This window comes from Microcoleus sp. LAD1_D5 (genome assembly GCF_036702115.1).
Lineage (GTDB): Bacteria > Cyanobacteriota > Cyanobacteriia > Cyanobacteriales > Microcoleaceae > Microcoleus.
On sequence record NZ_JAUBSA010000060.1, the window covers coordinates 1 to 24,368 of the forward strand.

Annotated in this window: 19 protein-coding genes and 1 pseudogene; 9 read left to right on the top strand and 11 right to left on the bottom strand. The window is 46.2% G+C overall.

The features are described 5' to 3' along the window. Window positions 1-60: 60 nt before the first annotated feature. The 3 genes from QUA70_RS21385 to QUA70_RS21395 form a co-directional block, all read right to left on the bottom strand. Window positions 61-246, bottom strand: coding sequence for a hypothetical protein (locus QUA70_RS21385; RefSeq protein WP_333336193.1), 186 nt, complete (start codon window positions 244-246; stop codon window positions 61-63). Between the two features lie 59 nt (window positions 247-305). Then, window positions 306-860 (bottom strand): hypothetical protein, encoded by a 555-nt coding sequence (locus QUA70_RS21390; protein WP_333336196.1) that lies wholly within the window; start codon window positions 858-860, stop codon window positions 306-308. 102 nt (window positions 861-962) lie between these two features. Beyond that, complete coding sequence (locus QUA70_RS21395) at window positions 963-1,640, bottom strand: ATP-dependent Zn protease (protein WP_333336199.1); 678 nt, start codon at window positions 1,638-1,640, stop codon at window positions 963-965. Window positions 1,641-1,881: 241 nt separating this feature from the next. Here QUA70_RS21395 and rseP point away from each other — a divergent pair, with 241 nt between their 5' ends. The 4 genes from rseP to rpsN all read left to right on the top strand — a co-directional run bounded on the left by rseP (window position 1,882) and on the right by rpsN (window position 5,204). Beyond that, complete coding sequence (gene rseP / locus QUA70_RS21400; RefSeq protein WP_333336201.1) at window positions 1,882-2,982, top strand: RIP metalloprotease RseP; 1,101 nt, start codon at window positions 1,882-1,884, stop codon at window positions 2,980-2,982. 223 nt (window positions 2,983-3,205) lie between these two features. After that, window positions 3,206-3,943: a Uma2 family endonuclease gene (locus tag QUA70_RS21405; RefSeq protein ID WP_333336204.1), complete on the top strand. Its 738-nt coding sequence runs from the start codon at window positions 3,206-3,208 to the stop codon at window positions 3,941-3,943. Window positions 3,944-3,978: 35 nt separating this feature from the next. After that, window positions 3,979-4,641: an endonuclease III gene (gene nth, locus QUA70_RS21410; RefSeq protein ID WP_333200319.1), complete on the top strand. Its 663-nt coding sequence runs from the start codon at window positions 3,979-3,981 to the stop codon at window positions 4,639-4,641. A 260-nt stretch (window positions 4,642-4,901) separates the two neighbouring features. After that, window positions 4,902-5,204, top strand: coding sequence for a 30S ribosomal protein S14 (rpsN, locus tag QUA70_RS21415; RefSeq protein WP_006633844.1), 303 nt, complete (start codon window positions 4,902-4,904; stop codon window positions 5,202-5,204). Between the two features lie 132 nt (window positions 5,205-5,336). On the opposite strand, the gene QUA70_RS21420 is transcribed toward rpsN, so the two are convergent. Further along, window positions 5,337-5,666, bottom strand: a complete 330-nt coding sequence (locus QUA70_RS21420) for a hypothetical protein (RefSeq protein ID WP_333049991.1) — start codon at window positions 5,664-5,666, stop codon at window positions 5,337-5,339. Between the two features lie 46 nt (window positions 5,667-5,712). Between QUA70_RS21420 and aat the strand changes: the two genes are divergently transcribed. The 3 genes from aat (at window position 5,713) to leuS (ending at window position 9,941) form a co-directional block, all read left to right on the top strand. Next, complete coding sequence (aat, locus tag QUA70_RS21425) at window positions 5,713-6,309, top strand: leucyl/phenylalanyl-tRNA--protein transferase (RefSeq protein ID WP_445251663.1); 597 nt, start codon at window positions 5,713-5,715, stop codon at window positions 6,307-6,309. A 100-nt stretch (window positions 6,310-6,409) separates the two neighbouring features. Then, window positions 6,410-7,132: a Uma2 family endonuclease gene (locus tag QUA70_RS21430; protein ID WP_333349689.1), complete on the top strand. Its 723-nt coding sequence runs from the start codon at window positions 6,410-6,412 to the stop codon at window positions 7,130-7,132. A 250-nt stretch (window positions 7,133-7,382) separates the two neighbouring features. Next, window positions 7,383-9,941, top strand: coding sequence for a leucine--tRNA ligase (leuS, locus tag QUA70_RS21435; RefSeq protein ID WP_333349691.1), 2,559 nt, complete (start codon window positions 7,383-7,385; stop codon window positions 9,939-9,941). Between the two features lie 207 nt (window positions 9,942-10,148). On the opposite strand, the gene QUA70_RS21440 is transcribed toward leuS, so the two are convergent. Next, on the bottom strand, window positions 10,149-10,958 hold the full coding sequence (locus tag QUA70_RS21440) for an SAM-dependent chlorinase/fluorinase (RefSeq protein WP_333349692.1): 810 nt from the start codon (window positions 10,956-10,958) through the stop codon (window positions 10,149-10,151). Window positions 10,959-10,976: 18 nt separating this feature from the next. On the opposite strand from QUA70_RS21440, the gene QUA70_RS21445 reads away from it, so the two are divergent. Beyond that, window positions 10,977-11,825 (top strand): DUF3598 family protein, encoded by an 849-nt coding sequence (locus QUA70_RS21445; protein WP_333349695.1) that lies wholly within the window; start codon window positions 10,977-10,979, stop codon window positions 11,823-11,825. A 100-nt stretch (window positions 11,826-11,925) separates the two neighbouring features. Here the strand turns inward: QUA70_RS21445 and QUA70_RS21450 are convergent, their stop codons facing one another. The 3 genes from QUA70_RS21450 to QUA70_RS21460 all read right to left on the bottom strand — a co-directional run bounded on the left by QUA70_RS21450 (window position 11,926) and on the right by QUA70_RS21460 (window position 14,626). Further along, entirely contained in the window at window positions 11,926-12,603 is a 678-nt protein-coding gene (locus QUA70_RS21450; protein WP_333349697.1) for a GIY-YIG nuclease family protein, read from the bottom strand. A 140-nt stretch (window positions 12,604-12,743) separates the two neighbouring features. Beyond that, window positions 12,744-13,607 carry an aldo/keto reductase gene (locus QUA70_RS21455; RefSeq protein WP_333349699.1) on the bottom strand — a complete coding sequence of 288 codons (864 nt, stop codon included), beginning with the start codon at window positions 13,605-13,607 and terminating at the stop codon, window positions 12,744-12,746. 224 nt (window positions 13,608-13,831) lie between these two features. Next, on the bottom strand, window positions 13,832-14,626 hold the full coding sequence (locus tag QUA70_RS21460; protein WP_333333412.1) for an ABC transporter permease: 795 nt from the start codon (window positions 14,624-14,626) through the stop codon (window positions 13,832-13,834). Window positions 14,627-14,974: 348 nt separating this feature from the next. Here QUA70_RS21460 and QUA70_RS21465 point away from each other — a divergent pair. Continuing rightward, a pseudogene (locus tag QUA70_RS21465) lies at window positions 14,975-15,193 on the top strand (hypothetical protein); the annotation flags it as partial. Window positions 15,194-15,291: 98 nt separating this feature from the next. Here the strand turns inward: QUA70_RS21465 and QUA70_RS21470 are convergent. The 3 genes from QUA70_RS21470 to QUA70_RS21480 form a co-directional block, all read right to left on the bottom strand. After that, on the bottom strand, window positions 15,292-16,881 hold the full coding sequence (locus QUA70_RS21470) for a glycoside hydrolase family 57 protein (RefSeq protein WP_333333410.1): 1,590 nt from the start codon (window positions 16,879-16,881) through the stop codon (window positions 15,292-15,294). Between the two features lie 541 nt (window positions 16,882-17,422). Next, a complete protein-coding gene (locus tag QUA70_RS21475; RefSeq protein WP_333349701.1) occupies window positions 17,423-20,632 on the bottom strand; it encodes an EAL domain-containing protein in 3,210 nt (1,069 codons plus the stop codon). A gap of 371 nt (window positions 20,633-21,003) precedes the next feature. Then, window positions 21,004-24,279 (bottom strand): PAS domain S-box protein, encoded by a 3,276-nt coding sequence (locus tag QUA70_RS21480; protein WP_333349703.1) that lies wholly within the window; start codon window positions 24,277-24,279, stop codon window positions 21,004-21,006. Window positions 24,280-24,368 lie beyond the last annotated feature (89 nt).

Consider the following 24,368-nt stretch of genomic DNA (forward strand, 5'->3'; position numbering starts at 1 on the left):
TTCTTGCACACTTCTCTCGCTCGCCCGCTCGAATAATCCAGGTCCGTCAGCTTTTGGCGCTTATTCAGCAAGTCCTAGATAGTCGGCTGCACAGAGATTAGTTGCTGCGTGGGGAGGATTTTTTGCACTGATTGCAATAATTTGCCCGTCAATTAATTCGACTCGTTCATCGGGATTGAGAATGCCAGTTTCGGTCATGAGGCGATATTCCTCTACAGTCCACAAGCGTAACTCTGTTACAGTCATGGCACAATTTCCTTGGGCGATATTATCTATTATCGATTCACATTCTAGTTTTTATTAAATTACTCGGTCAACAATCTAGATTTAGCTGTAATTGCTCCCACACACCACAAAATGGCATTGAGAATTTCCGAGCGCTGAATATCTTCTGCGTCTAAAAAACTTGCAAACTCTTCCTCAATATTCAAATGGTCTGCCAAATCATAAAGTATGCGCTTGTATTCAGTTGGCATCGGTATTAAAGTAGCTTTCACTAAATCGAAAAGCGCGTTCAAACAGTTGAGGATAGTAGCTGACTCGTCAAAATCTTCGGCATCGAGCAAGTACAGCGTTTCTGCAATGTCGCAAATAGCGTCTATTTGTGTGGGTGGCTTTCCCAGTTCGCTGACATCGATATTGCACAATTGGAGAGCGTTAATCGCTAGTTCTGGACGGGTAAAAAATACAAGTTGACCCCCGGCTACTAAGGGCGGCTCTTGTTCTCCATAGACAATGAGAGTATATAGATTTGGTATTTCGGTGCCGGGGTCGATCCGAAAACCGAACAGCCACAACAATTTTTCTGTATTTGGGTTCGCTGTTTGCAGTGTTGTTGGAAAAAATTTTGGTTCTGACATGAATTTTTGATATCTAAAATACGGTGTTAAACTCTGTTTTTACGCCAAAAAAATATCGATAGAAACCGGGTTAACAAGGCAAGAGTGCGTAATCTTTTTTTCCTATAAACTCTGCTGGATTATGTCGCAGCACTCAGCGACAGTTGCTCTTTTTTCCATTGCTGCTACTAGGGCTTCGTAAGCTGATTTGTGGCTTTCTATCAGGTTTTTTGCTCGCAGCAAACCCCAGTTTTGTTTGAGTTGAATTTCGGAACTGGGACGGCGCAGTTGTGTTAAAATTGCACTAATTTTTGTGCGGTCTTCTGCTCCTCCTTGTGCACTGCCGTAAACAAATTTTTCGGCGACTATTCCGGCCATCCACACTGTGCAGTATTGGTCTAAAAGTTGGGCGGAAAGAGTGCCGTTTTGCAGTTGAGATGCTAATTGTTCGTCTTCAAAGCGGACGCCGCCTTGGGCTGTTTGACCTTGTTTAAATGCTTCCCAAGCGTTGAGGGCGTAGCTGGTTACGGGAATTCCCAACAGGTACGCGACTAGGAAGTGTCCGGCTTCGTGGTGAAGGATACGATCGCGCTTTTGTTTGGAAGTTCCCCCCAGCCAATCTAATAAAATAGTACCGCCTTGACCTTGCCACTGGAAACTGTCAAGGGTGGCTAGCCCCAACAGGCAAAAAGTGGCGATCGCAGGTACGGCTTCTGGCAAGTTGAATAGGGGCCCCAACAATATTGAAACGGTGATGGCAAAGATAGAAATAGCAATAATATTCAAAGAAGTGTCTTTCATAATGGGGAATGGGTAACTGGGAATTGGTAATGAGTAATTTGTAATAGGGAATTGGTTTTAGAGGTAAACTCAGGTACGATCGCGCGATCGGTTTGGCAGCGTCGGGTCGATCGCAGCAGCCGGGACTTCCGACAAAAACACCACCTTCCAGTTTGACTGAAAATTGCCCCTCCGAAGCCACCGATATTAAAAAGATATTAAAATAAATCAAAGTCCAGTAAAAGTGTTAGTGGAATCCTTCATGTCAGTTTTGGCAGCGATCGCAGTTTTAGGTATCTTGATTGTCGTTCACGAACTCGGCCACTTCTTGGCGGCGAGACTTCAACACATCCACGTCAACCGCTTCTCTATCGGTTTCGGGCCCGTCCTCTGGAAGTACCAAGGCCCGGAAACTGAATATGCCCTCCGCGCCTTTCCCCTGGGAGGTTTCGTGGGTTTCCCGGACGACGATCCAGACAGTACAATTCCCCCAAATGACCCGAATTTGCTCAAAAATCGCCCCGTGCTCGATCGGGCGATCGTCATTAGCGCAGGGGTAATTGCCAACTTAATTTTTGCTTACTTCCTGTTGGTGGTGCAATTGGGTACTGTCGGCGCGGCAGAAATGAACTACCTACCGGGAGTTAAAGTCCCGGAAGTCGCCGCAGAAGTCAGTTCGGCCGCGAAACAAGCGGGAATTCGATCGGGCGACGTTGTTCTGTCTGTTGACGGCAAGGAATTGGGCGCTTCCCGCGAAGCAGTCAAATTATTGGTCACAGCCATCCAAGATCATCCCAACCAACCCCTAGCGTTGGAAATTCAGCGCCAAGAACAAAAATTTGTGGTGACAGTAACTCCTGAAGAGTCGCCCGACGGCAAAGGTCGCATTGGCGTGCAGCTAACTTCTAACGGCACTGTGGTGCGGCAGAGGGCCGGATTTGTAGAGGCGTTTAGCAAGGCCGCCAAAGAATTTGAGCGGATTGTGGTGCTGACGGTTCAAGGTTTCGGGCAGTTACTTAGCAATTTCAGCCAGACTGCCGACAAGTTGTCCGGGCCTGTGGCGATTGTGGCGATTGGTGCAGGGATTGCCAAATCGGATGCTGCGAGTTTGTTTCAGTATGCTGTGCTAATTAGCGTCAATTTGGCTGTGATTAATATCTTGCCTTTACCTGCTTTGGACGGCGGTCAGCTAGCTTTTCTGTTGATAGAAGGACTGCGGGGCAAGCCTCTGCCGAACCGCATTCAGGAAAATGTCATGCAGACTGGTTTGGTGTTGTTGCTGGGTTTGGGAATTTTCTTGATTATTCGGGATACAGCTAATTTGGCTGGGTTCGATTTGATGGGCAATCTTCGGCAACAATAGTCAGTAGTCAGTAGTCAGTAGTCAGTAGTCAGTAGTTGGTTGTTATTGGTTATTGATTATTGATTATTGATTATTGATTATTGATTATTGATTATTTGTTATTTGTTGGTGGCCACTAATAACCTATAAGATGAGTCAACAGTTAAAAATTAACAGTCATTAGTCATTACAGCAATTTTGACTCATGACTAATATTCGCTCATTAAATTTGGTAAAAAAAGCAATGATTACACAACTGCAATCTCCCGAAAAATCAAAAATAGTCTACCCAGATGACAACGGAGAACCCATGTCAGATAATACCGAACAGTTTCGATTAATCGTCTGGATTAAAGAAAATTTAGAACTTTTATTTGCGAGTGTTGCTGATGTTTTTGTGGCGGGTAACTTACTGTGGTATCCAGTAGAAGGAAATAATAAACTTGCTCAAGCACCAGATGTGCTGGTAGCCTTTGGCAGACCGAAAAGATATCGAGGTTCATACCAACAGTGGAACGAAGATAACATTCCGCCGCAAGTCGTGTTTGAAATTTTGTCCCCTGGCAACCGTCTAACTCCGATGATTCAAAAATTCAAATTTTACGAACGCTACGGCGTGGAAGAATATTACTTGTACAACCCTGAACAAGTGGATTTAACTATATGGCAGCGTCGAGACCAAGAATTAGAAGCTGTAGAATCGGCGGATGGTTGGGTAAGTCCCAGACTAGGAGTGCGGTTTCAACTATCAGAAACCGCACTACAAATATTCGGACCTAACGGAGCGCCATTTGTAAGTTTTGTGGAACTCGCTCAACTGCGACAGCAAGCAGAATTAAGAGCTGAACAAGAACAGCAAAGGGCCGAACAAGAACGCCAAAGAGCCGAACAAGCAGAAACTTTGCTGGAACAAGAACGATCGCGATCGGAAGCTTTAGAAGCTCGACTCCGCGAAATGGGAATCGACCCCAATCTTTTGTAAATGACTGATAACTAATGACTAATGACTAATGACTAATGACTAAAAAGTTAAGTTTAAAACAACGATCGCTCGAAATTCTGATTCGCCTCAAACGCCTCTATCCAGAAGCTCCTTGCACTCTCAACTACGAAACTCCCGTGCAGTTGCTGGTGGCGACGATTCTCTCGGCTCAGTGTACGGACGATCGAGTAAATCTGGTAACGCCGGCTTTGTTTGAGCGTTTTCCCGATGCGGTTGCTTTGGCAAATGCGGATTTAGAAGAACTAGAAAGTCTCGTGCGATCGACTGGTTTCTACCGCAATAAGTCTAAAAATATTAAAGGTGCTTGTCAGGCGATCGTCAATAAATTTAACAATCAAGTGCCGCAGCGGATGGAACTGCTGCTAGAATTGCCCGGAGTTGCCCGCAAAACGGCTAATGTCGTTCTCGCCCACGCTTTTGGTATTAATATGGGCGTGACGGTAGACACTCACGTCAAACGTTTGACTCAACGGTTAGGATTGACCGAACATACCGATCCTATAAGGATCGAGCGGGATTTGATGATATTGTTGCCACAGCCGGATTGGGAAAATTGGTCGATTCGGTTGGTTTATCACGGCAGGGCAGTTTGTAATGCGAGAAATCCGGCTTGCAATATTTGCGAACTTGCAGATTTGTGTCCTTCTGCTAATAGTTTGGTGTTGCACCAAGGTTAAGTACAGACAAGATGCCTGTACCACAAAAATCTTTAGTTATTGCAGATTTGTACCCTTTTGTTAATAGTTAGGTGTTACACCAATGTTAAGTACAGGCATGATGCCTGTACCACAAAAATGTTGAGTTATTGTGGAACAGGCATCTTGCCTGTTGCTAAAAATCTTGTTGACAAAAGAAATAATTCAAATAAAACCGATCCGAAATCACAAAAATATAGTAAAATAGTAGATTGTGATTTATCTAAGGATATCAACAGATTATGGCTAAAAAGAGCATGGTCGAGCGCGAGAAAAAGCGCCAGAGACTCGTAGACAAGTACGCCGACAAGCGGGAAGACCTGAAAGACCAGTTTGACCAAGCTAACAATCAGATGGACAAAATGGCGATTCACCGCCAACTACAACAGCTACCCCGCAGCAGTTCGCGGACTCGCTTGCGGAACCGCTGCTGGGCAACTGGACGACCCAGAGGTTACTATCGTGACTTCGGACTGTCTCGCAACATGATGCGAGAAATGGCTCACGAAGGTCTTTTGCCCGGTGTTGTGAAGTCTAGCTGGTAGCACGAAGGAAGAAGGAAGAAGGAAGAAGGAAGAAGGAAGAAAGAAGAAAAAAACTCACAATTAATCGGCAGGATTATGTTTGGGGTTGATTTTTGTTTCAGACTTATGAGTTAAATTTTCCTCCTTCTTGCTTCACTGACCACAGCATTTATCGATGCCGAGACTTTCGAGTAACAAGTCGCTGACGGCATTGGCGATCGCAAATTCGCCGTAGAAGCTTTTAGAAAAATCATAGGCCTGCATTTCGGTGACGATCGCAATTACGAGGCTGCCCAAGTCGTTTTCGCCTTCCATACGCTGGCGGACATAGATTTGGGCAGCTCTTTTAGCTATTTGCTGGTTGGCTGCTTCTGGGATAAACTCGGAGTCTAGCCATGCCAGCAGCGTTTGTTGGAGCCATTGGCCTTCTTGTTCGGGGTTTTTGGCGGGCGGTAAGGTAATAGGTTCGATGATTTCAGACATGATTATTCCTAATTGCTAATGTTGACTTTGAAAAGTTAACTGAGAAATGACAACTGATAAATATATGCAATATGATATACCGACAATTATACAAGGATATGCACAAGGCTATTTTTTGATGGCCAATGACGGCGAGGAAAGTTTGGGGTGGTATTCGAGCCGTCAGCGGGCGCTGATTCCCCTGGATGAAAGATTTACCTATCCCACATCGCTGCGCCGCCAACTCAATCAAAATCGGTTTTCGGTGGCTGTGAACCGCGATTTTGGGGCGGTGGTTGAGGGTTGTGCCGATCGCGAAACGACTTGGATTTCTAAGGAGCTCAAGAAGATTTACTGGGGTTTGTATGAGGCCGGTTGGGCTTACAGCTTCGAGACTTGGTGCGGCGACGAATTGGCGGGCGGTATTTTAGGATTGTCGATCGGCGGTGCGTTTATTGGGGAGTCGATGTTTTACCGAATTCCCGAGGGTTCTAAGGTGGCGATGGTGAAGTTGGTGGAGAGATTGCGCGATCGATCTTATCTGATGTTCGATGCTCAAATGAACAATCCGCACTTGGAAAGATTCGGAGCTTATACTGTTAAGGAAAAACTGTACAACACTCTTTTGCAAGCAGCTTTGAAGCGTCGCTGCTCGCTATTGTGAATATTCTGTCACTTGGAAAGTTGCAGTGCCATTTCCGGCACTGATAGTGGCTTCAAACAATAGTATAATTAAGCTGAGATACTTCTCGGGGACAACCACAATGCAAGTCACAACAGAAGAAATTATTTATCCCTGCAGCGACGGTCAACCGATGGCAGATAGCACAATTCAATACAAATTAATTGTCAAAATTAAAGAAGGCTGCGAATCGCTGTTCAAAGATGACCCTAACGTTTTTGTAGCGGCCGATTTACTCTGGTATCCGGTTGAGGGGAGACCAGATATTTCTCAAGCGCCCGATGTGATGGTGATATTTGGGAGGCCAAAGGGCGATCGACGTTCTTACCTACAATTTCGTGAAGATAATATTCCTCCCCAAGTCGTGTTTGAGATTCGCTCTTTCAGCGACAGCCAAATAAAAATGAACAAGAAATTTTCATTTTACAATCGCTACGGAGTCGAGGAGTATTACCTTTATAACCCAGCACAAAATGAGTTGACTGGTTGGCAAAGAATTGAAGGAATGTTAGAAGTAATTGAACCGATGGAGGGCTGGATAAGTCCAAGATTGGGAGTGCGGTTTGAGTTAGAATCGGAAGGGTTAGAAATTTATCGACCTGATGGACAAAAGTTTCTTTCCTATTCCGAATTAGATGAACAGCGAGAATTAGAGCGACGGCGTGCCGAACAAGAATTTCAGCGGGCAGAAGAAGCCTCGCAGCGCGCAGAAGAAGCTTTGCAGCGGGCCGAACAAGAAGCTCAAAAAGCCGAACGTTTAGCCGCCAAACTGCGCGAATTGAACATCGATCCTGATAGCATTTAAGCTCGAACTAGGAGAATAAACCCGGTTTGTCAAAGAAATCGGGTTTCTGGGGATTGCAGTTATTTACTTTTTTCAGGGCGAACGGGGATATTTGGTCGATCGCCCCCCAGCTAAAATTACATATACTACAATATATAATACAGATATTAGAGCCAAAATCCTTGGAGCTCAGAAAAATCAGAATCGAAGCCCCTTGAATGTGTAAAAATACTGAAGCAAACATTACTAAACCCTGCACGGAGCAATTGTTGTGGATTCCAGATATAACCCCCAATCCATAGAAGAAAAATGGCAGCAGACATGGGCTGAGCAAAACTTAGACCAGATGCCAGAAGATACGCAAAAGCCTAAATTTTATGCCTTATCCATGTTCCCCTACCCGTCGGGAAACCTGCACATGGGGCACGTCCGCAACTACACAATCATCGATGTAATTGCCAGACTCAAGCGAATGCAAGGTTATCGGGTATTGAATCCGATGGGGTGGGACGCTTTTGGTTTACCCGCAGAAAATGCCGCCATCGAGCGCGGAATTCCCCCGGCAAAATGGACGTATGAAAATATTGCCCAAATGAAAGGCTTATTTCGCCGTCTCGGCATTTCCTTTGATTGGACAAAAGAAGTTACAACTTGTTCTCCCGATTATTATCGGTGGACTCAATGGATTTTCTTACAATTTTTAGAAGCAGGATTAGCATATCAAAAAGAAGCCGCAGTTAATTGGGACCCGATCGACCAAACAGTCTTAGCAAACGAACAAGTAGATAACGAAGGTCGTTCCTGGCGTTCCGGTGCCAAAGTCGAGCGCAAATTATTGCGGCAGTGGTTCCTCAAAATTACCGATTACGCCGAACAGTTATTAAACGACTTAGACAAATTGCCAGATTGGCCAGAAAGAGTCAAATTAATGCAAGCCAACTGGATCGGCAAATCAGTGGGCGCTTACTTAGAATTTCCGATTGTCGGAATGGATGAAAAAATCGCCGTTTTCACCACACGTCCCGATACAGTTTACGGCGTCAGTTACCTTGTTTTAGCGCCGGAACATCCACTAACTCAGCGCGTGACAACCGCAGACAGAAAAGCCGCCGTAGAAACCTTCATCAAAGAAGTGGCCGCCCAAAGCGAGATCGATCGGACAGCCGAAGACCAACCAAAGCGCGGCATCCCCACAGGCGGCAAAGCAATCAATCCTTTCAACGGCGAAGAAATTCCCATTTGGATTGCCGATTATGTGCTGTACGAATACGGCACCGGCGCAGTTATGGGAGTACCAGCCCACGACACGCGAGATTTCAAATTTGCCACTCAATATCAACTGCCAATTAAAGTAGTAATTGTGGATGATGATGAAGTTCCGTTGACGGAAGCTTACACCGAACCCGGAATTATGATTAATTCTGAAAGCTTCAACGGCATGGATTCAATTAAAGGCAAAGCAGCGATTATTCACCATGCCGAAAATGCAGGCTATGGCAAAGCCCGAATCCAATACCGCTTGAGAGATTGGTTAATTTCTAGACAGCGTTATTGGGGCGCTCCGATTCCCGTAATTCACTGTCCCACCTGCAGAACTGTCCCCGTCCCTGCATCTGATTTGCCCGTCTTGTTGCCGGAAAATGTAGAATTTACGGGCAAAGGTTCGCCCTTGGCAAAGATGGAAGAATGGGTAAACGTTCCTTGTCCCAGTTGCGGCACTGCGGCGAAGCGGGAAACAGATACGATGGATACTTTTATCGATTCTTCGTGGTATTTCTTGCGCTATCCCGATGCTCAAAATCAAGATCAAGTCTTCGACAGTGCGAAAACTAATGATTGGATGCCAGTAGACCAATATGTGGGCGGCATCGAACACGCAATCTTGCACTTACTGTATTCGCGGTTCTTTACCAAAGTTTTGCGCGATCGGGGTTTGATCAATTGTGACGAACCATTTAAACGCCTGTTAACTCAAGGCATGGTACAAGCAATGGCATACAAAAACCCCGTTACTGGCAAATACGTTCCCCCAGCAGATATAGACCCCGCAAATCCTAAAGATCCTCAAACGGGCGAAGCTTTGGAAGTCTTCTACGAGAAGATGTCCAAATCAAAATACAATGGTGTTGACCCCTTGAAAGTTATGGGCAAATATGGGGTAGATACGGCGCGGATGTTTATTTTATTCAAAGCGCCGCCAGAGAAGGATTTGGAGTGGGACGACGCTGATGTGGAAGGGCAATTTCGCTTTTTAAATCGCGTTTGGCGCGTGGTTACAGAGTTTGCTGGACGAGTCCCTGCCACCCCCGCTCAAGCAGGAGAGAATGCGGAATTAAGTAAACCTGAGAAGGATTTGCGGCGGGCCATTCACACTGCAATTAAGGAAGTTAGCGACGATTTGGAGGGTGATTATCAGTTCAATACTGCTGTTTCGGAAATGATGAAACTCAGCAATGCTTTGAATGATGCTAAATTTAAAGATTCGCCAGTTTATGCAGAAGGAATTAACACTTTGATTCGCTTGTTAGCGCCTTTTGCACCGCATATTGCTGATGAATTGTGGCACAATACTGGTAACACTGAATCGGTGCATACGCAAACTTGGCCTAGTGTCGATCCATCTGCATTAATTACCGATGAAATTACGCTGGTAATTCAAGTTATGGGCAAGACTCGCGGCACAATTCAAGTGCCTTCTGGTGCTGATAAAGCTGCGTTGGAAAAGTTTGCTCGTGAGTCGGAATTGGCCAAGCGTCACCTGGAAAGTAAGGAGATTAAAAAGGTAATTGTAGTGCCTGGAAAGTTGGTTAATTTCGTGGTAGCTGGATAAAGATGAGAAACCCGGTTTCTTTAATAAACCGGGTTTCAGAGACTTGCAGTTAAGAAGTAGCCATTCCAAAAATGAGTAATCTAAAAATTTCCCGACTATGGCTTACGCACTCCGCCAAAGAAACCCGGTTTTTTAGCGAATCTGCTGATTCTAACAAAGTATTTTCGTAAACAACCCGGTTGCTGAGCACCCATGCGTAAGTCCAATTTAATTGTTAGTTTCAAAAAGCAATTGCACGATCGCTCCGCATTCCAATTTTAATACAGATTGAGCGCTGCCGCCGTTAACGGCAATCTCTAGCCAACCGTCAGAACCAGTTATGGCAATTAAATCGCCCGGTTCGCTGTCGCTGTAGGTTTTACCGCTGGGGATGCGAATTGCATCCGAACTATTGCTAATAGTCAATGACCAATTGTTACCTATAATGCAATTATTGGGGATATTAGTAATTAGGTTGCCAAAGCGATCGACATATTGAATGCAGCCTGCTGCACCTGTGGCTGTAACGGCACAATTTCGTATCTCTAACTCTACTAAACTTGCAGGGTCGATCGCCTCCCCCAAGTCTTCCAACGCCACCCCGTTCGCCAAGTGAGCGCCCGCTACTGCAAAAATATCGCGACCGTGGAAAGTGCTGCTGGGTTGATGTGTGCGCCAGTATTTGGGGTTGGTGAGTTCCACAGATGCGATCGCACTTTCCCGACTCAACACCCCGCTAAACAACCCGTTATCCGGCCCGACAAGAAAGCAATTAGCACATTTAATCGCAACCCCGCGTCTCTTGCTTCCCACCCCCGGATCGACGACAGCAACGTGTACGGTTTCCGGCGGAAAATAAGCAAAAGCAGTCATCAAACAAAACCTCGCCGCCGGAATATTTTGAGATGGTATTTGGTGCGTAATGTCAATAACTTTTAACTGCGGGTTAATTTGGGCGATCGCACCTTTCATCACTCCCACATAAACATCGCTTAATCCAAAATCCGTCAGCAGAGTTATAATTCTATTTTTAGACATATATCCACAGGTAAAAATATGGTATCACAATGGGAAAACTTTCTGCAAAACTTGGGAGAATGGCACGGTTCTTTTACCCAGTTATCGCCGCGAGGAGAGGTACTTCAAGATACTCCTAGCATTATTTCTCTCGAAGGTTTCAATGACAACAAAACCGTGCGATTGAAACTCCGTCGGTTTTCCCCAACTCCTAGCGGTATCGGCGAACCGGAAGTGAGCGAACTTGTGCGAGAATATCAAGCTTTGGGACGAGATATCCTGTTTTTTGAGAATGGAGCTTTTTGTCAGGGAACTATTCAACTAGCGCCTTATTCTGAGTGCGGTGCCGAGTTTGGTTTTATCTACAATTATCGCCGGTTGCGCTTCGTTCAGCTCTACAATACCGACGGAAATTTATCAAACCTTACCTTAATTCGGGAAAAGCAGCCTGATAAAAATGTCCCCGAACGTCCGCCTTTAACTGTTGAAGATTTGCTGGGAGAGTGGCAGGGCGAGGCCGTGACAATTTATCCTGATTCGCGTTCTCCTGACTTTTATTCTACCAAACTGCAATTGCATTTGGAAAGTAGCGATCGCCTACTGCAGAAAATTACTTTTGGCAGTAATGCTACTGTTATCAGTTCTAGCGCCAGGATTAACGGTTCAGTTCTGCACTTTAACGAAGGTGCTTCGCCCGTGCAAGTTATTCTGCTTCCTGACGGCGGTTCTTGCACTTTACCTGTCAAGATTGAATTGAGAAAACCTATATTTTTTGAGGCCGGTTGGTTGGTAGAACCTGAGTTGCGGTTTCGGATGATTCGCAGTTACAATGAGCGGGGTGAATGGGTAAGTTTGACTTTAGTTACTGAACGCAAAATTAGTCATTAATTAGTAGGGGCTGGTTCACCAACCCTCTTTAATTTCCACCAAAAATCTACATAAACCCGCCCCCATTTATAGTAGACGAAAGTTTAAGTAGCAGCGAATTTTATTCGCCGGACTTTGTTTCCTGGGTTTGCGATTGAATCACCGCACTCCAATCATCATTGTTAACAGCCGCTTCCAAATCCTTAGCCTGTTCGCCATCACTTTTGGCGGCTGTTTCTAACTCTTTGGTAAGAGTTGAATCGGCCATTGCTTTCCGCAATTTCAGCTTCTTTTCCTCATAAGCTTTTTGTTCCTCCGCAGACATTGCCGATCGCGCTGCTTGGCCTACCGTAGCCGCCCACATTTCGCTTTCAGCACCGTTTCCAGGCGGAATGCTGCCAATTTCTGCTATCCAAGCATCCCGCAAACTTTCCATTTCTTCCCGCTTCGGGAATTTGAAAGTTTGCACGCGCAGGAAAGCACAATTTTCGGCGCCATTTTGGGCGATGTGACCGTTGATTGAAAGCAGGATATTTCTGGAATAACCTACATACTGAGTGTTGCGGGAAGTGTTCATTACAGCGTAAACGCCGGCGACTTTCGCGTTAGTTGCCAAATCGCGCCACGTATCGATCGACATTACTTGCGTGCCGTCATTTTCTAATTCAGAAATTGCTGCATCTGCGCTGTGTTCTGAGTCGGAACTGTATAAAAAGTTGTGCAGTCCTTCATGGGCGACAGGTACGTTTTGATGTTCAATTGCTACGTCTAGATCGGCATTCACTTGATTAGCTTCCATAAAACCCAATTCCTCAAAAAATGTCAACTTTACTCATTAAATCCCGCTTTCAGGGGCGGGCAAGATGCCCACCCCACAATAAAGTTCTCTTTGTGGAACAGGCATCTTGCCTGTTCTATTGTTTTTTTGCCCTTATCTACTTAACTTACTGCAATTTGTTGCAATTCCTCGTCAGTCAATTTAACATCGAGCGCCCGCACAGAGTCCTCAATACTCGATACTTTGGTCGCACCGGGAATCGGAACGATGCAAGGCGATTGAGCCATCAACCAAGCTAACACTATACAGTAAACTGAAACGTTTTTTTCTTCGGCTAATTTTGCGATCGCAGGCATATCTTCCAAGCTTGTGGCGCGGCGGCTTCCTCCTAAAGGGCTCCAAGGAAAAAATGTCAGTTTTTCGGTTTCGCAATATTCCAGTACGCCGTCTGATTCTGGCTGTCTGTGCCAAGGATTATATTGATTCTGCACGGAGACAACTTCTACTGTATCGCGGGCACGTTTGATCTGCTCTACAGAAAAGTTGGACACTCCAATAAATCGAATCATTCCTGCTTCTACTGCTTCTTTTGCGGGTGCTAGGGCTGCTTCGATGGTATAAGCGGGATCGGGCGAGTGATATTGCCAAAGGTCGATCGGTTTCTGACCGCCCAACGCTTCAAAACTTTCGCGAATTGCCTGGCGCAAATGATGGGGATTGCCGTTGCGCGTCCATGCACCTTGAGGCCGCATTAAGCCGCCTTTAGTGGCGACAGTAACGGCCCGAGTATCTCCGGTATACTGTTCCAAAGCTTTGGCAATCAGTTGCTCATTGTGGTGTTTGTCGGATTCATCTTGGCAGTAGGAATCTGCGGTGTCAATTAGGGTGACACCCAAATCGAGGGCGTGGTGAATTACCGCAATAGATTGCGATTCGGGCGGCCGGCTACTTAAGGACATTGGCATACCTCCAAGACCGATCGCGCTGATAGTAAAATTACTGTTACCCAGTTTTTTTCTTTTCATTGGTTTGCCTTCGTTTGCGTGGTTTATTTCCAGTTTACATTTCCAGGATAGGTTGAAATCTTACATTTATTTAACTATCTAAGTAAATAGAAAAAAATATTTTTTAGATAAGCTGTTGTGCCTTGAAAATGTATATTTCAATTTCCTATTCCCCCGTCTCAAATCCTCTCCCTCTCAAACATAATAGACAATCTAGATCTGCTGCAGCTTACCTACCGACTTAACTAGCTGGAAGCGCTGGTGTAAAAGCGGAGTGCAAATTGCCAGAAGTAGCGGGAGAAAAATAACAGCCCGATCGCCAATATTCCCGCCCCTGCGATCCAAACGATTTCACCTCTCCCCAGCATGGCTTCTGCAGGCACAGTCGTCAAGAAGGCAACGGGAACTACGAAAGTGAAGAAAAATCGATAAGCTGCGGGGTAAGCTGCCATTGGAAATCTACCCGCTTCTAACAATCCTTCGAGAACTTCGGTAACATTGTAAATTTTGACAAACCAAATGCTGGTTGCCCCTAACATAAACCATATACTGTAAAGAGTAATAGTTCCGAAGAACAGCGGTATTGCTGTTAAAAAATAGTTGCCGATTTCTACTCCCAATTTGTTAGCAGCATACAGCAGCAATACGGTTCCCAAGATTAAATCTGGGATTCCCCAAGGGGAAACTGTGTTTGCAGATAGCCAGAATTGGGAACTGATGGGTTTGAGGAGTACGAAATCGAGAGTACCTTGCTGGACTCGATCGACAATACGGCTGAGATTAGGTGCTAGAAACGTTGACGAAAACCCCTGCAAAATCGTGAAAATACCGAGTACAACTAAAGCCTCTTCCCATGAATAGCCCGAAAACCTGTAGCCGGTACGGTAGAACAAAAACAGCCCAAACAAGCTGCCCGCAAGATTCCCGAGGCTGCTGAGGGCCGCGAGGACAAAGTTGATGCGGTATTCTAGTTCCGCGGAGATCGCCGCACCCCAGAACAATTTCAGTACGTGCAAATATCGTCCCATGTTTGTCGCCATTTTTTGCCGTTGAAATACTTAGATTTCATCCTATTGTAAAGCTTGTGTGAAGTTAACTGCTGTACTGGCTCCTCTTTTCACTATAATTTTAAATTATTTAGACCCCTTAGTTAAGTTGTTTGACTAACACGGAGTATTAACTTATCTAACAATATTTAAACAAAGATTACAATTATTAATTTAAGTCTATCCTCACCCAGTATGTTTTGGCAATTATTAAGAATAATTGATGTTTTGACACCAACAATCGCTTGATTGATGGGAAATACTAATATGTTACAAGTCTTAATCTTATAAAGATTTGACAAATATAGCCATCCTAAAATTTAGGACTCCTGCAAGGATTACTATATGATAAGAGTTGAGGGTAAAGATACAAGATTAAGGCACCTGGATAGCGCGCATAAAACGAAAATTTTTTGTTATTCTAAATTAGACAACAACTTTCTAAGATATTCAATTCAATTACTAATTTACTATCTAAAATTTGCCGATGTTCCAATTCCGTATCAAAATCAAAGATCAAAATCAAAGCAATCATTCTCTGCGCCCGCGATCACATTATAAATTTATCATACTTTGATTGAGCAACGCCTAATTGTAATTAACATCCTGTCCCTCCCTGAAGCAGGGCTGGGGGGACAGGATGAAAGGGGAAACGAGACTTAAAGCGAGCGATAAACCCGATAGTTAATTTCAGGGAAAATATTATCAATCTCCTCAACCTTCTCCAACCAACCCGAATCAACTTTCCCTTCTTTCACTTCATCGTACAGCTTGTGAAAGCGCATTAAGTGCGATCGAGTCCGCCGCACTGCATAGGGCACCATCGTCCCTGTACGCATGATAAATGCCCAGTCAGAAGATTGAGCTAGCAGCACTTCCCGCGCCGCCTGGTTCAAAGCCCGCCACTGCAATTCATCCGCAGGTTCCATGCTTCCCAACTCAATCATCCGTTCCGCAGCTTTGTGCAAGTGCGGGTAAATCCAAGCATTGGTATCGTTGAGCCAATACTCGTGGAAACCCCGGAAACCCCAGCTAGACTGAGACGGGCGGCACACTTGCTGAGTCCGATTTCCCCGCAAATAATCGGCTAAGTGCGTCATCTCGTAGGTATTTTGGTCGTACCAACTCTTGCGGAACAGGTAATCTAAGAACCAAGGCCCTTCGTACCACCAGTGGCCGAAAAGTTCCGCGTCGTAAGGCGAAACAATAATCGGCGGACGCTGCATAATGCCGTTGAGGTGCTCGACTTGCCGTTCCCGGTTAAAAGCAAAGTTGCTGGCGTGTTCGGCCGCTTTTTCCCTTGCCCAGTAAGGATCGTACAACTGTTTATCGCCTAAACCCAATCCGCGACCGGTGATTTTGTGATATTTAATCCCGGTATTTTTCCGCTGGCCGTTGGGCATGATGTAGGGCTTAATGTAATCGTAGTCAGCTTCCCAACCCAAATCTTTGTAGAATTCGCGGTATTCGGCCGCGCCGGGATAGCCGACTTCGGAAGACCAAACCTGCTGCGAGGATTCGTGATCCCGGCCGAAGGCGGCTACTCCAGATTCGGTGAAAATCGGGGCGTAGCTGCCGTAGCGGGGACGCGGGCGGGCGTAGAGGATGCCGTGACCGTCTGTGAGAAAGTAGCGGAGGCCTGCGTCGGCTAACATCCGTTCTAAGCCTTCGTAGTAGGCGCATTCGGGCAACCAAATGCCTTTTGGTCTGCGGCCGAAGTTTGCTTCGTAGTTGTCGCAGGCTACTTGAATTTGTGCCCAAACTGCTTCGGGGTACATTTTCATCAGCGGTAGGTAGCCGTGGGTGGCACCGCAGGTGATGATTTCGAGGTTGTTGGTATCTTGGTGTTCTTTGAAGGCTTTGACTAAATCTCGATCGTACTTTTCCCAAAAGTTGCGGACTTGAGAGAAATGGGCGGCGTAATGTTCTGCCAAATAGCGGAGGTGACCGTTTCCGCTATTGTGTTCGATTTCGAGATCCGCTAATTCTTCGAGTTTGGCCAAGTGGTCGTCGAAGCGGTCTTGCAGCAAGGGGTCGCGCAGCATTGCCACCAAGGGCGGCGTCATGCTCATGGTAATTTTAAAGTCGATGCCGTCGCGCTTGAGCCCTTCAAAGACTTGCAGCAGGGGAATGTAGGTTTCCGCGATCGCCTCAAACAGCCATTCTTCTTCTAAAACGTAGTCGCTTTCGGGGTGGCGGACAAAGGGCAGGTGGGCGTGGAGAACGAGGGCGAGGTAGCCAATAGTCATAAAAAAATTTGGTAAGTGGGAAACGAGCGTGTCTTTAGACCTGAGAGGGAAACGGCTAGGCGGTTTGAAGCGCCGTGAATCTTTCCATTACACGAGGATCGCTAGATGGGAGTGTACTTTTGTAATGTACTTTCAGTGGGACAATTACCACATCAAACCTCGCAATCCTGTACGCATAATGTTCGCTCCATCAGGAGCCTCTATAAGATGGGTAATGTTAGCTTGCGCCTTAGTTAAGGGCCGATACTATATTTAGGACACTGATTTAACCCAATAAGTCTATTTAATCCTAAATTTCGCTTGGCAAGGAACTAGCGAGAACACTCCCTGGTAGGTATTTAACTCTTACCGTTAACGTAGTACGCAGCTACACATCTGGTCAACTATCGTTTAAGTCTGAGGCTGGAAGCCCAGTATCTTTAGACATGGGTCGTTGACAGTGATTTGGATGCCGTAGTTATTAACTGACGCCAGTTAGGGACTGTTTTAAAATATTTTAAGATTTTATGCTGAAACGGGACTCACAAAATGCCGTGTTTTTTTAATGGCCTTTCTCTAACAAACTAAATGTCAGCAAATTCTGATTTTCTGCTTGCTGTCGGATTAGGGCTGCTGCTGTTTGAGAGTCTACTGGCTTTGAGAAAAAGAATCCCTGGGCGTACTCACATTTTAACCCTTTTAGTATAGATAGTTGCGAAGCTTCTTCGACTCCTTCGGCTACTACATCCATGCCTAAATTGTGGGACAAAGTAACGATCGACCGCACAATTTCGGTCGGGTCAATCCCTCCTTTACTGAAATCGAACTCACCTCCCATCCTGCTAACAAAAGAGCGGTCTATTTTTAAGGTATTGGTGGGGAAGCGGTGCAGGTAGGAAAGCGATGAATAGCCGGTGCCGAAGTCATCAATGCACAAGTGTATGTTTCGGGTTCTGAGCTGCACCAGCATTGCTGTTACTGATTCGGAATTTTCTATGAGTACGCTTTCGGTAATTTCTAGTTTTAAACTGCTGCCGTCTAGGTGAGTTTCTGCGAGAACTTGGTCGATGTATTCGATTAAATCTGGCTGAGAAAACTGTTTGACAGAAATGTTGACGCTAACGCTCAAGGGGTGGTTGCTGGGAAATAGCTGCTGCCACTGGCGGATTTGGTGGCAAGCTGTGCGAAGTACCCAGCGGCCCAGGGGTACGATCAAGCCGGTTTCTTCGGCGATGGTGATGAATTCACCGGGGGAAACTAAGCCGCGTTCTGGATGCTGCCAGCGCACTAGGGCCTCAAAACTGGTAATTGTGTTATTGGCGATCGACACGATCGGCTGGTAGTGAATAATAAACTGGGGCGCTGCGGATAAGGGAGGTAAGACTGATTCGCAGGATGCGGGAAATTCTTCTTCTCTGACCGGCTCTCTAATTGATTCGATCGCCCGCCGCAGGTCGTTTTCTAGCTGCAACAGCCGCAAAGCGTGGGCGTGCATGGAACTGTTGAAAACTTCGTGTCGGGATCTGCCGAGTTCTTTGGCGCGGTACATTGCTGTGTCGGCGTCGCGCAACAGGGTTGTCGGTTCCAGGTATTCGCCAGAACTCAAAGCTATGCCGATGCTGGCGGTGATAAATACTTCGTGTCCGTCTAGGAGGATAGGGGAGGTAATTTTCTTTTGCAGGCGGTTGACAATGGTGGTAGCTTCATTGATGCCCTCGATGTCTTCTAACAACAGCACAAACTCGTCTCCTCCGAGGCGGGCTACTGTATCTCCGGCCCTCAGACAAGCTTCCAGACGCCGCGCGATCGATACTAGCAGTTGATCGCCGATGGCGTGGCCGAGGGAATCGTTGACTACTTTAAATCTATCTAAATCGAGAAACAGCACCGCAAACAAGTAGTCTTTGCGCCGTTTTGCCATCCTCAGAGCGTGTTCCAGCCGATCGGTAAATAGCGATCGGTTCGGCAATCCGGTGAGGGCGTCGTGAAAAGCATCGTGCAGCAGTTGTTCTTCGGCGAGTTTGCGCTGAGTGATGTCGTGACAGTTAATCACGATTCCCTGGACTGCGGGATCATACAGCAAGTTGGTGGCTACAGCTTCTACATAACACCAGGAACCGTTGCGGTGGCGGACTCGGTACTCAACTGGGCACTGGCTTCTTTTGGGGTTTTTAATGGCTTTGTGGAGGGTCTCGGTGATCGTGGCGCAATCGTCGGGGTGAACTATGTCTAAAGCACTGCGGCCGATCGCCTGGTGGGGCGCGTATCCTAAAATTCGCTTAACCGAAGGGCTGATGTAGCGGAAGATTCCTGCGGCGTCGAGAATGATCGTGATGTCTGTGGCGTTTTCAATCAGCGAGCGAAATCGCTGTTCGCTTTGGCGCAGGGCTGATTCTGCTTGTTTGCGATCGCTGATGTCCAGGGCTACTCCGTCTATAATTACGTCGCCGTTTTCGTTTTTGGAAAATTTAGCGCTGTCTTGCACCCACTTGACCTCTCCAGATCTCAGAACGATGCGGTACTGGCGATCGCACGGCAAAAGACTCGCTCTCGATGCTGCTACCCTGCTGTCACACGAGCTTTTGTCCTCTGGATGGATGATTTCGGTCAAGAGTTCCGGGTGCGAAATCACTTCTTCGGCCCCGAACCCAGTAACTTCGCGCACGCCCGGACTGATGTAGGGCATGGACATTGTGCCATCTGGATGCAGCACAGTGCGGTAGACTGAGCCGGGAATGTTGGCTGCCATTGTGGCTAGCTGCTGCTGGATGCCGCAAACTGCTGCTTCGGCGCGCTTGCGTTCTGCGAGTTCGGTTTGGGCTTGTTGGTAGAGTTCGGCTTGGTGGATCGCGATCGCGCACTGATCGGCTATGGCTTTGAGTAGCGACAGTTCTTCGACGCTCCAAGAGCGCGCCCGATCGCACTGATAGAGGCTAATTCCTCCCACAAATGACCGCTGGTAGAGCAGTGGGGCGATCGCGACGGCGCGAAACCCTAAACACTCTGCAGATTCTTGCAGGGACAGGCACAGTGTCGATAACTCGTCGATGATCAGGGTTTCCCCGGCCGCGAGCCCCGATCTGTAGTGCTCGGCCACTTTGCAATTTAACCCGACGAACCGTTCTCTGTTGGATGCTTTGCTGATGTAACGAATTCTGATGCCGCCTTCAGCATCTGGCTGCAAGATGGCGCAGGCGCTGATTTCAAGAGCTTCGTGCAGTTGATCTGCGGTGGTTTGCAGCACTTCGTCGAGTACAAGGGTGAAGCGCATGGCTTGGAGGATGCGGTTGACGATCGCTTCTCGCTGAGCTTGCCGCTGAATTTGGGTGATCGCTTCTTGTTGCTGGCGCCGCATTTTGTATTCTTGGAGCGATCGTTCTAAGACTGTTGGCAACCTAAACAGCCGCCCTTTTAATACGTAATCGGTCATTCCGGCTTTGATGCACTCAACTGCCGCTTCTTCTCCCAAACTTCCCGTTACTAAAATCAAGGGTATGTCTTGCCCTAATTCCTGCATTAATTTCAATACTTCTAAACCGTTGAAGCCGGGGAGGCGGTAATCGGATAGTACAGCATCGTACGTGCAATTATCGAGCAGTTTTCTGCACTCTGTTGCTGTTTCGGCAGTGTCGTAATTAAAATTTACTCCCCCCGCTTCTAAGGCGAGCACTATTAATTCCATATCTTCTGCCATGTCTTCGATAATCAACAATTTTAATGTTGATTCCGCTACCATTTTTAGTAGATAGTTGGTCTGATTTATATCTAACATAAGGTATTCGGGATGTTTTTAATTGGTTATTCGTGTTTTTGCTAGTATTTTTTGAGACTGAGTTTGGTTGTTAATTTTATCTCGATATTGTTAGTTATTTTTAGCACAATCAATTATATACTCTACTCTCAAAACCTTTATTTAGCACTGGCAGTCGAGGGCTAGCCGAACCGATTGGGGAGCATCCCAATTTTTTAAATAGCGTTTTTTAGGAGTACGAGCATCTTTCACAGCCAAGCCTAGATCTTTCGCTTCCATCCCTAACCATGAACACTCCTGTCACACCAAAATTCTGATGCTCTCACCGATTGTGACTTATTTAAGTGTATAAGAGTTTTAAATTCAGAATTTAAAACTCTTATCCACTTAACTTATGAATCTATATTACCGTTTGAGATTGTTTGCCCTAGTTTAAAGTAAAAGGTAGCTCCTTGACTAGGTAGGCTTTCGGCCCAAACCGTGCCGCCGTGGCGGTGAATAATCCGCTGGACGATCGCCAAACCGATGCCCGTACCTTCAAATTCCCTCTGGGAGTGCAGCCTCTGAAAGGCTCCAAACAGTCGCTCGGCATATTCCATCGGAAAACCCACACCGTTATCCTTGACAAAAATCGTTCCATCAGGTAAGGCCTCAATAACTATTGTAGCCGGAGTGCGTCCGCGGCTGAACTTGACGGCGTTGCTAATCAAGTTGCTGAACACCTGTTGCAGCAAGGTTGGATCTCCCATTACCCTCGGCAAATTTCCGACGGCAAATTCAACGCTGTGGGGAGTTTGGGCCGGATCTGCGACAGTTGGGGGTTTAGTCAATTTAATCGCATTTTGTACCAAACGGCTCAAATCGATCGGAATTTGCCTCAACTCGGTGCGAGTCACCCGCGACAAGGCGAGCAAACCGTCAATCAATAGGCTCATTTTTTGGCTGCTGTCTTCAATTATTTCCATATAGTGAACTATCTTGCGATCGCTCAAAGCCTCAGTTAATTCTAGCCGCTGCTTCAACGCTTCTACAAAACCTGAAATATGTCGCAAAGGTGCGCGCAAGTCGTGGGAAACTGAGTAAGAAAAAGATTCTAATTCTTGATTGGCAGCTTCTAATTGCTCTGTGCGTTCTGACAAAGCTTGTTTTGTCTCTACCAACTCAGTGATATCGCGAGAAGTGCCAATTAAAGCATAAACCTCGCCGTCGAGATTTCTGAGGGGAATTTTAAAAGTATCGTAGTAGGAATGGCCACCGGAACTCACAAATTTTTCCTGAAAGTGCAGAGTTTCGCCTGTTTCCAATACCTGCAAGTTTTCCCGGCAAAATCTTTCTGCGAGTTCTGCGGGAAAACATTCAAAAACTGTTTTGCCCTGCATCTCTTTCCTGCTGTTGAAACCGCAAATTTTGGCAACTGTTTTGTTGACAAAAGACTGGCGCATATTGGCGCGTTCGACCACATAAATGCGATCGGGCAAAGCATCAAAAAAAGTCTCTAATTCTGCGGTACGCTGGGCAACTTGAGCTTCTAAAGTTTCGTTGAGTTCTTTAAGTTCAGCTTCTACTCGTTTGCGTTCGGTGATATCTTGACCGATGCCGATACACCTGCCGTCGGAAAGGCGAACATTTGCCCAAGAAGTGTCGATAATTCGCCCGTCTCTAACTTGTGTTTTGAAGTCGCTCCAGTGCTGATTTGCTGCTTGGATTTCATCCAAAACGTATTGACGGTATTCTGGCTGCGGATAAAATTCTGCCAACATATCGCGGTCTTTGATTTCTGCAAAACTCCAGCCTAGCACTTGTTCCCAGTGGCGGTTTACCCAGTTTATTTGACCGCTGCTGCCCAAGAAGGCGATCATGATCGGCACGTTGTCGAAGATAGTTTGCAGCAATTCTTTTTGCTGTTTTAATGATTCTTCGGCTTGTTTGCGATCGGTGATGTCGAGTACGGAACCGATAATTTGCCTCATTTGTCCGTCTGGGGTTCTTTTGAAGATTGTAGAGCGATGGTGCACCCAGCGCCATTCCCCATTTTTGTGTTTGATTCTGTAGTCTCTGTCATCCGTTTCATAGGGATTGGTGCTGTGTTTTAGTCGCTCGATACCTGTAATTAGCTTTAACAAATCCTCGGGATGAACTAAGTTAGCGACAGCATCTCTACCCAAATCTTGCCATTCTTTGACAGTGTAGCCGAGTATGGCTGTGACAGATTCATTTGCATAAATATTTTTGTTTTCTACTGCATCATAAATGTAAAGAAAGTTGGGGATAGTTGTCAGGATACTCTCTAAAAGTTGTTGATGTTTTTGCAGTTCTGATTCTGCCTGTTTGCGCTCGCTTAAGTCCAGTACAAAACTGACGCCTAACTGCTTCGTCCCTTCTAAAAATGCGCTGCCCAATATTACCGGAACGCGGCTACCATCGGAGCGTATAAATTCTTTTTCAAAGGGGACAACCGTATTTCTAGCCTTCAGTTCTGCAACTTTTTCTGTATCTAAACGCACGTATTCTGGCGGTGTCATTTCTTGCCAGTTAACTTGTCCGGCAAGCAGCTCGTCCCGCGTATAATTTACCGTGTTTAAAAAAGCCGCGTTGGCATCTGTAATGCTGCCGTTAAGATCCCAAAAAATTAGGCCGATCATGTTAGAATCAACTATGGCTTTAAATTTGGATTCGCTTTGTCGCAACTGGGATTCGACTTGTTTTAGTTCTGTGATGTCGCGGGCTATGGATAAGAGTGTGGCGACTGAATTGTCTTCCGCAAACTCGGGAATGACTCGACAGTGGTAATGTTTTATGCCCTCGGGAGTGGGAAACTCAAATTCTATGGTTTCTTGTTTCCCGGTGCCAAAAACTTTCAGAAAAGTCTCGTCCCACAGGTTGCACAAGTGGGGCGGCATTCCTGATTCTTGGTTGGTTTTGCCAATCAATTCTGCGGCGAGTTTTCCGGTTGTTGATTCTATTGCTGGGTTGATGTAAAGGAGGCGCAGTTTTCGATCGAACCGGGCGATGATATCGGTCGCATTTTTGGCGAGGGCGCTGAAAGCTTGTTCGCGCCGATGCAGTTTTTCTTGAGCGCGATGGCAATCGGTTATGTCTTTGGCAAAAGAGAGAATTGAAACTACTCTTCCCGATTCATCGATTAGTGCAGAATTGTACCATTCGCAGTAAATTACCGAGCCATCTTTGGTATAGTTGCGGTTGTGGCAAACATTGCGGCGTTCTCTGCTTTGTAACAGTTGACTTGTGACGGCGCACACTCGCTCGAAGTCTTCTTGATGAACTATTGACCATTCGTGCCAGTATTTGCCGATTACTTCTGCTGCACTCCAGCCAAATATTTGTTCTGCCATTGGTGACCACCGCACTACCCGAAATTCTTGATCCCACTCTACAACTGCCATTGGTGAGTTTTCTAGGTGAAATTCCCGCCGCGAGTTGGCTTTTTTTATTTGAGTTTGAAGTTGCTGCCGAAGTTGCTTAGCCTCGGCAAAGCGGTCGCTGATTTCCTGTGTGTTTGCTGAGCCGGCTTTGGCAATGTGAGCAATGGTTTCTGCTGTTTGTTTTTCGAGTTCGTTCCAAGCGAGTTCGAGGGCTGATTCCGCCTGCTCTAGCTCAGTGATGCTGTTTTGAAACAGTGCTGCACTTTCAACTGGAATTTCAGGCATAGTTTTGACACTTAGGCAAGTGTTACTTTGAGAATTCAAAATTAAAGCTTATAAATTAAAAATATGTAATTTCCTGTTAAATTATACAT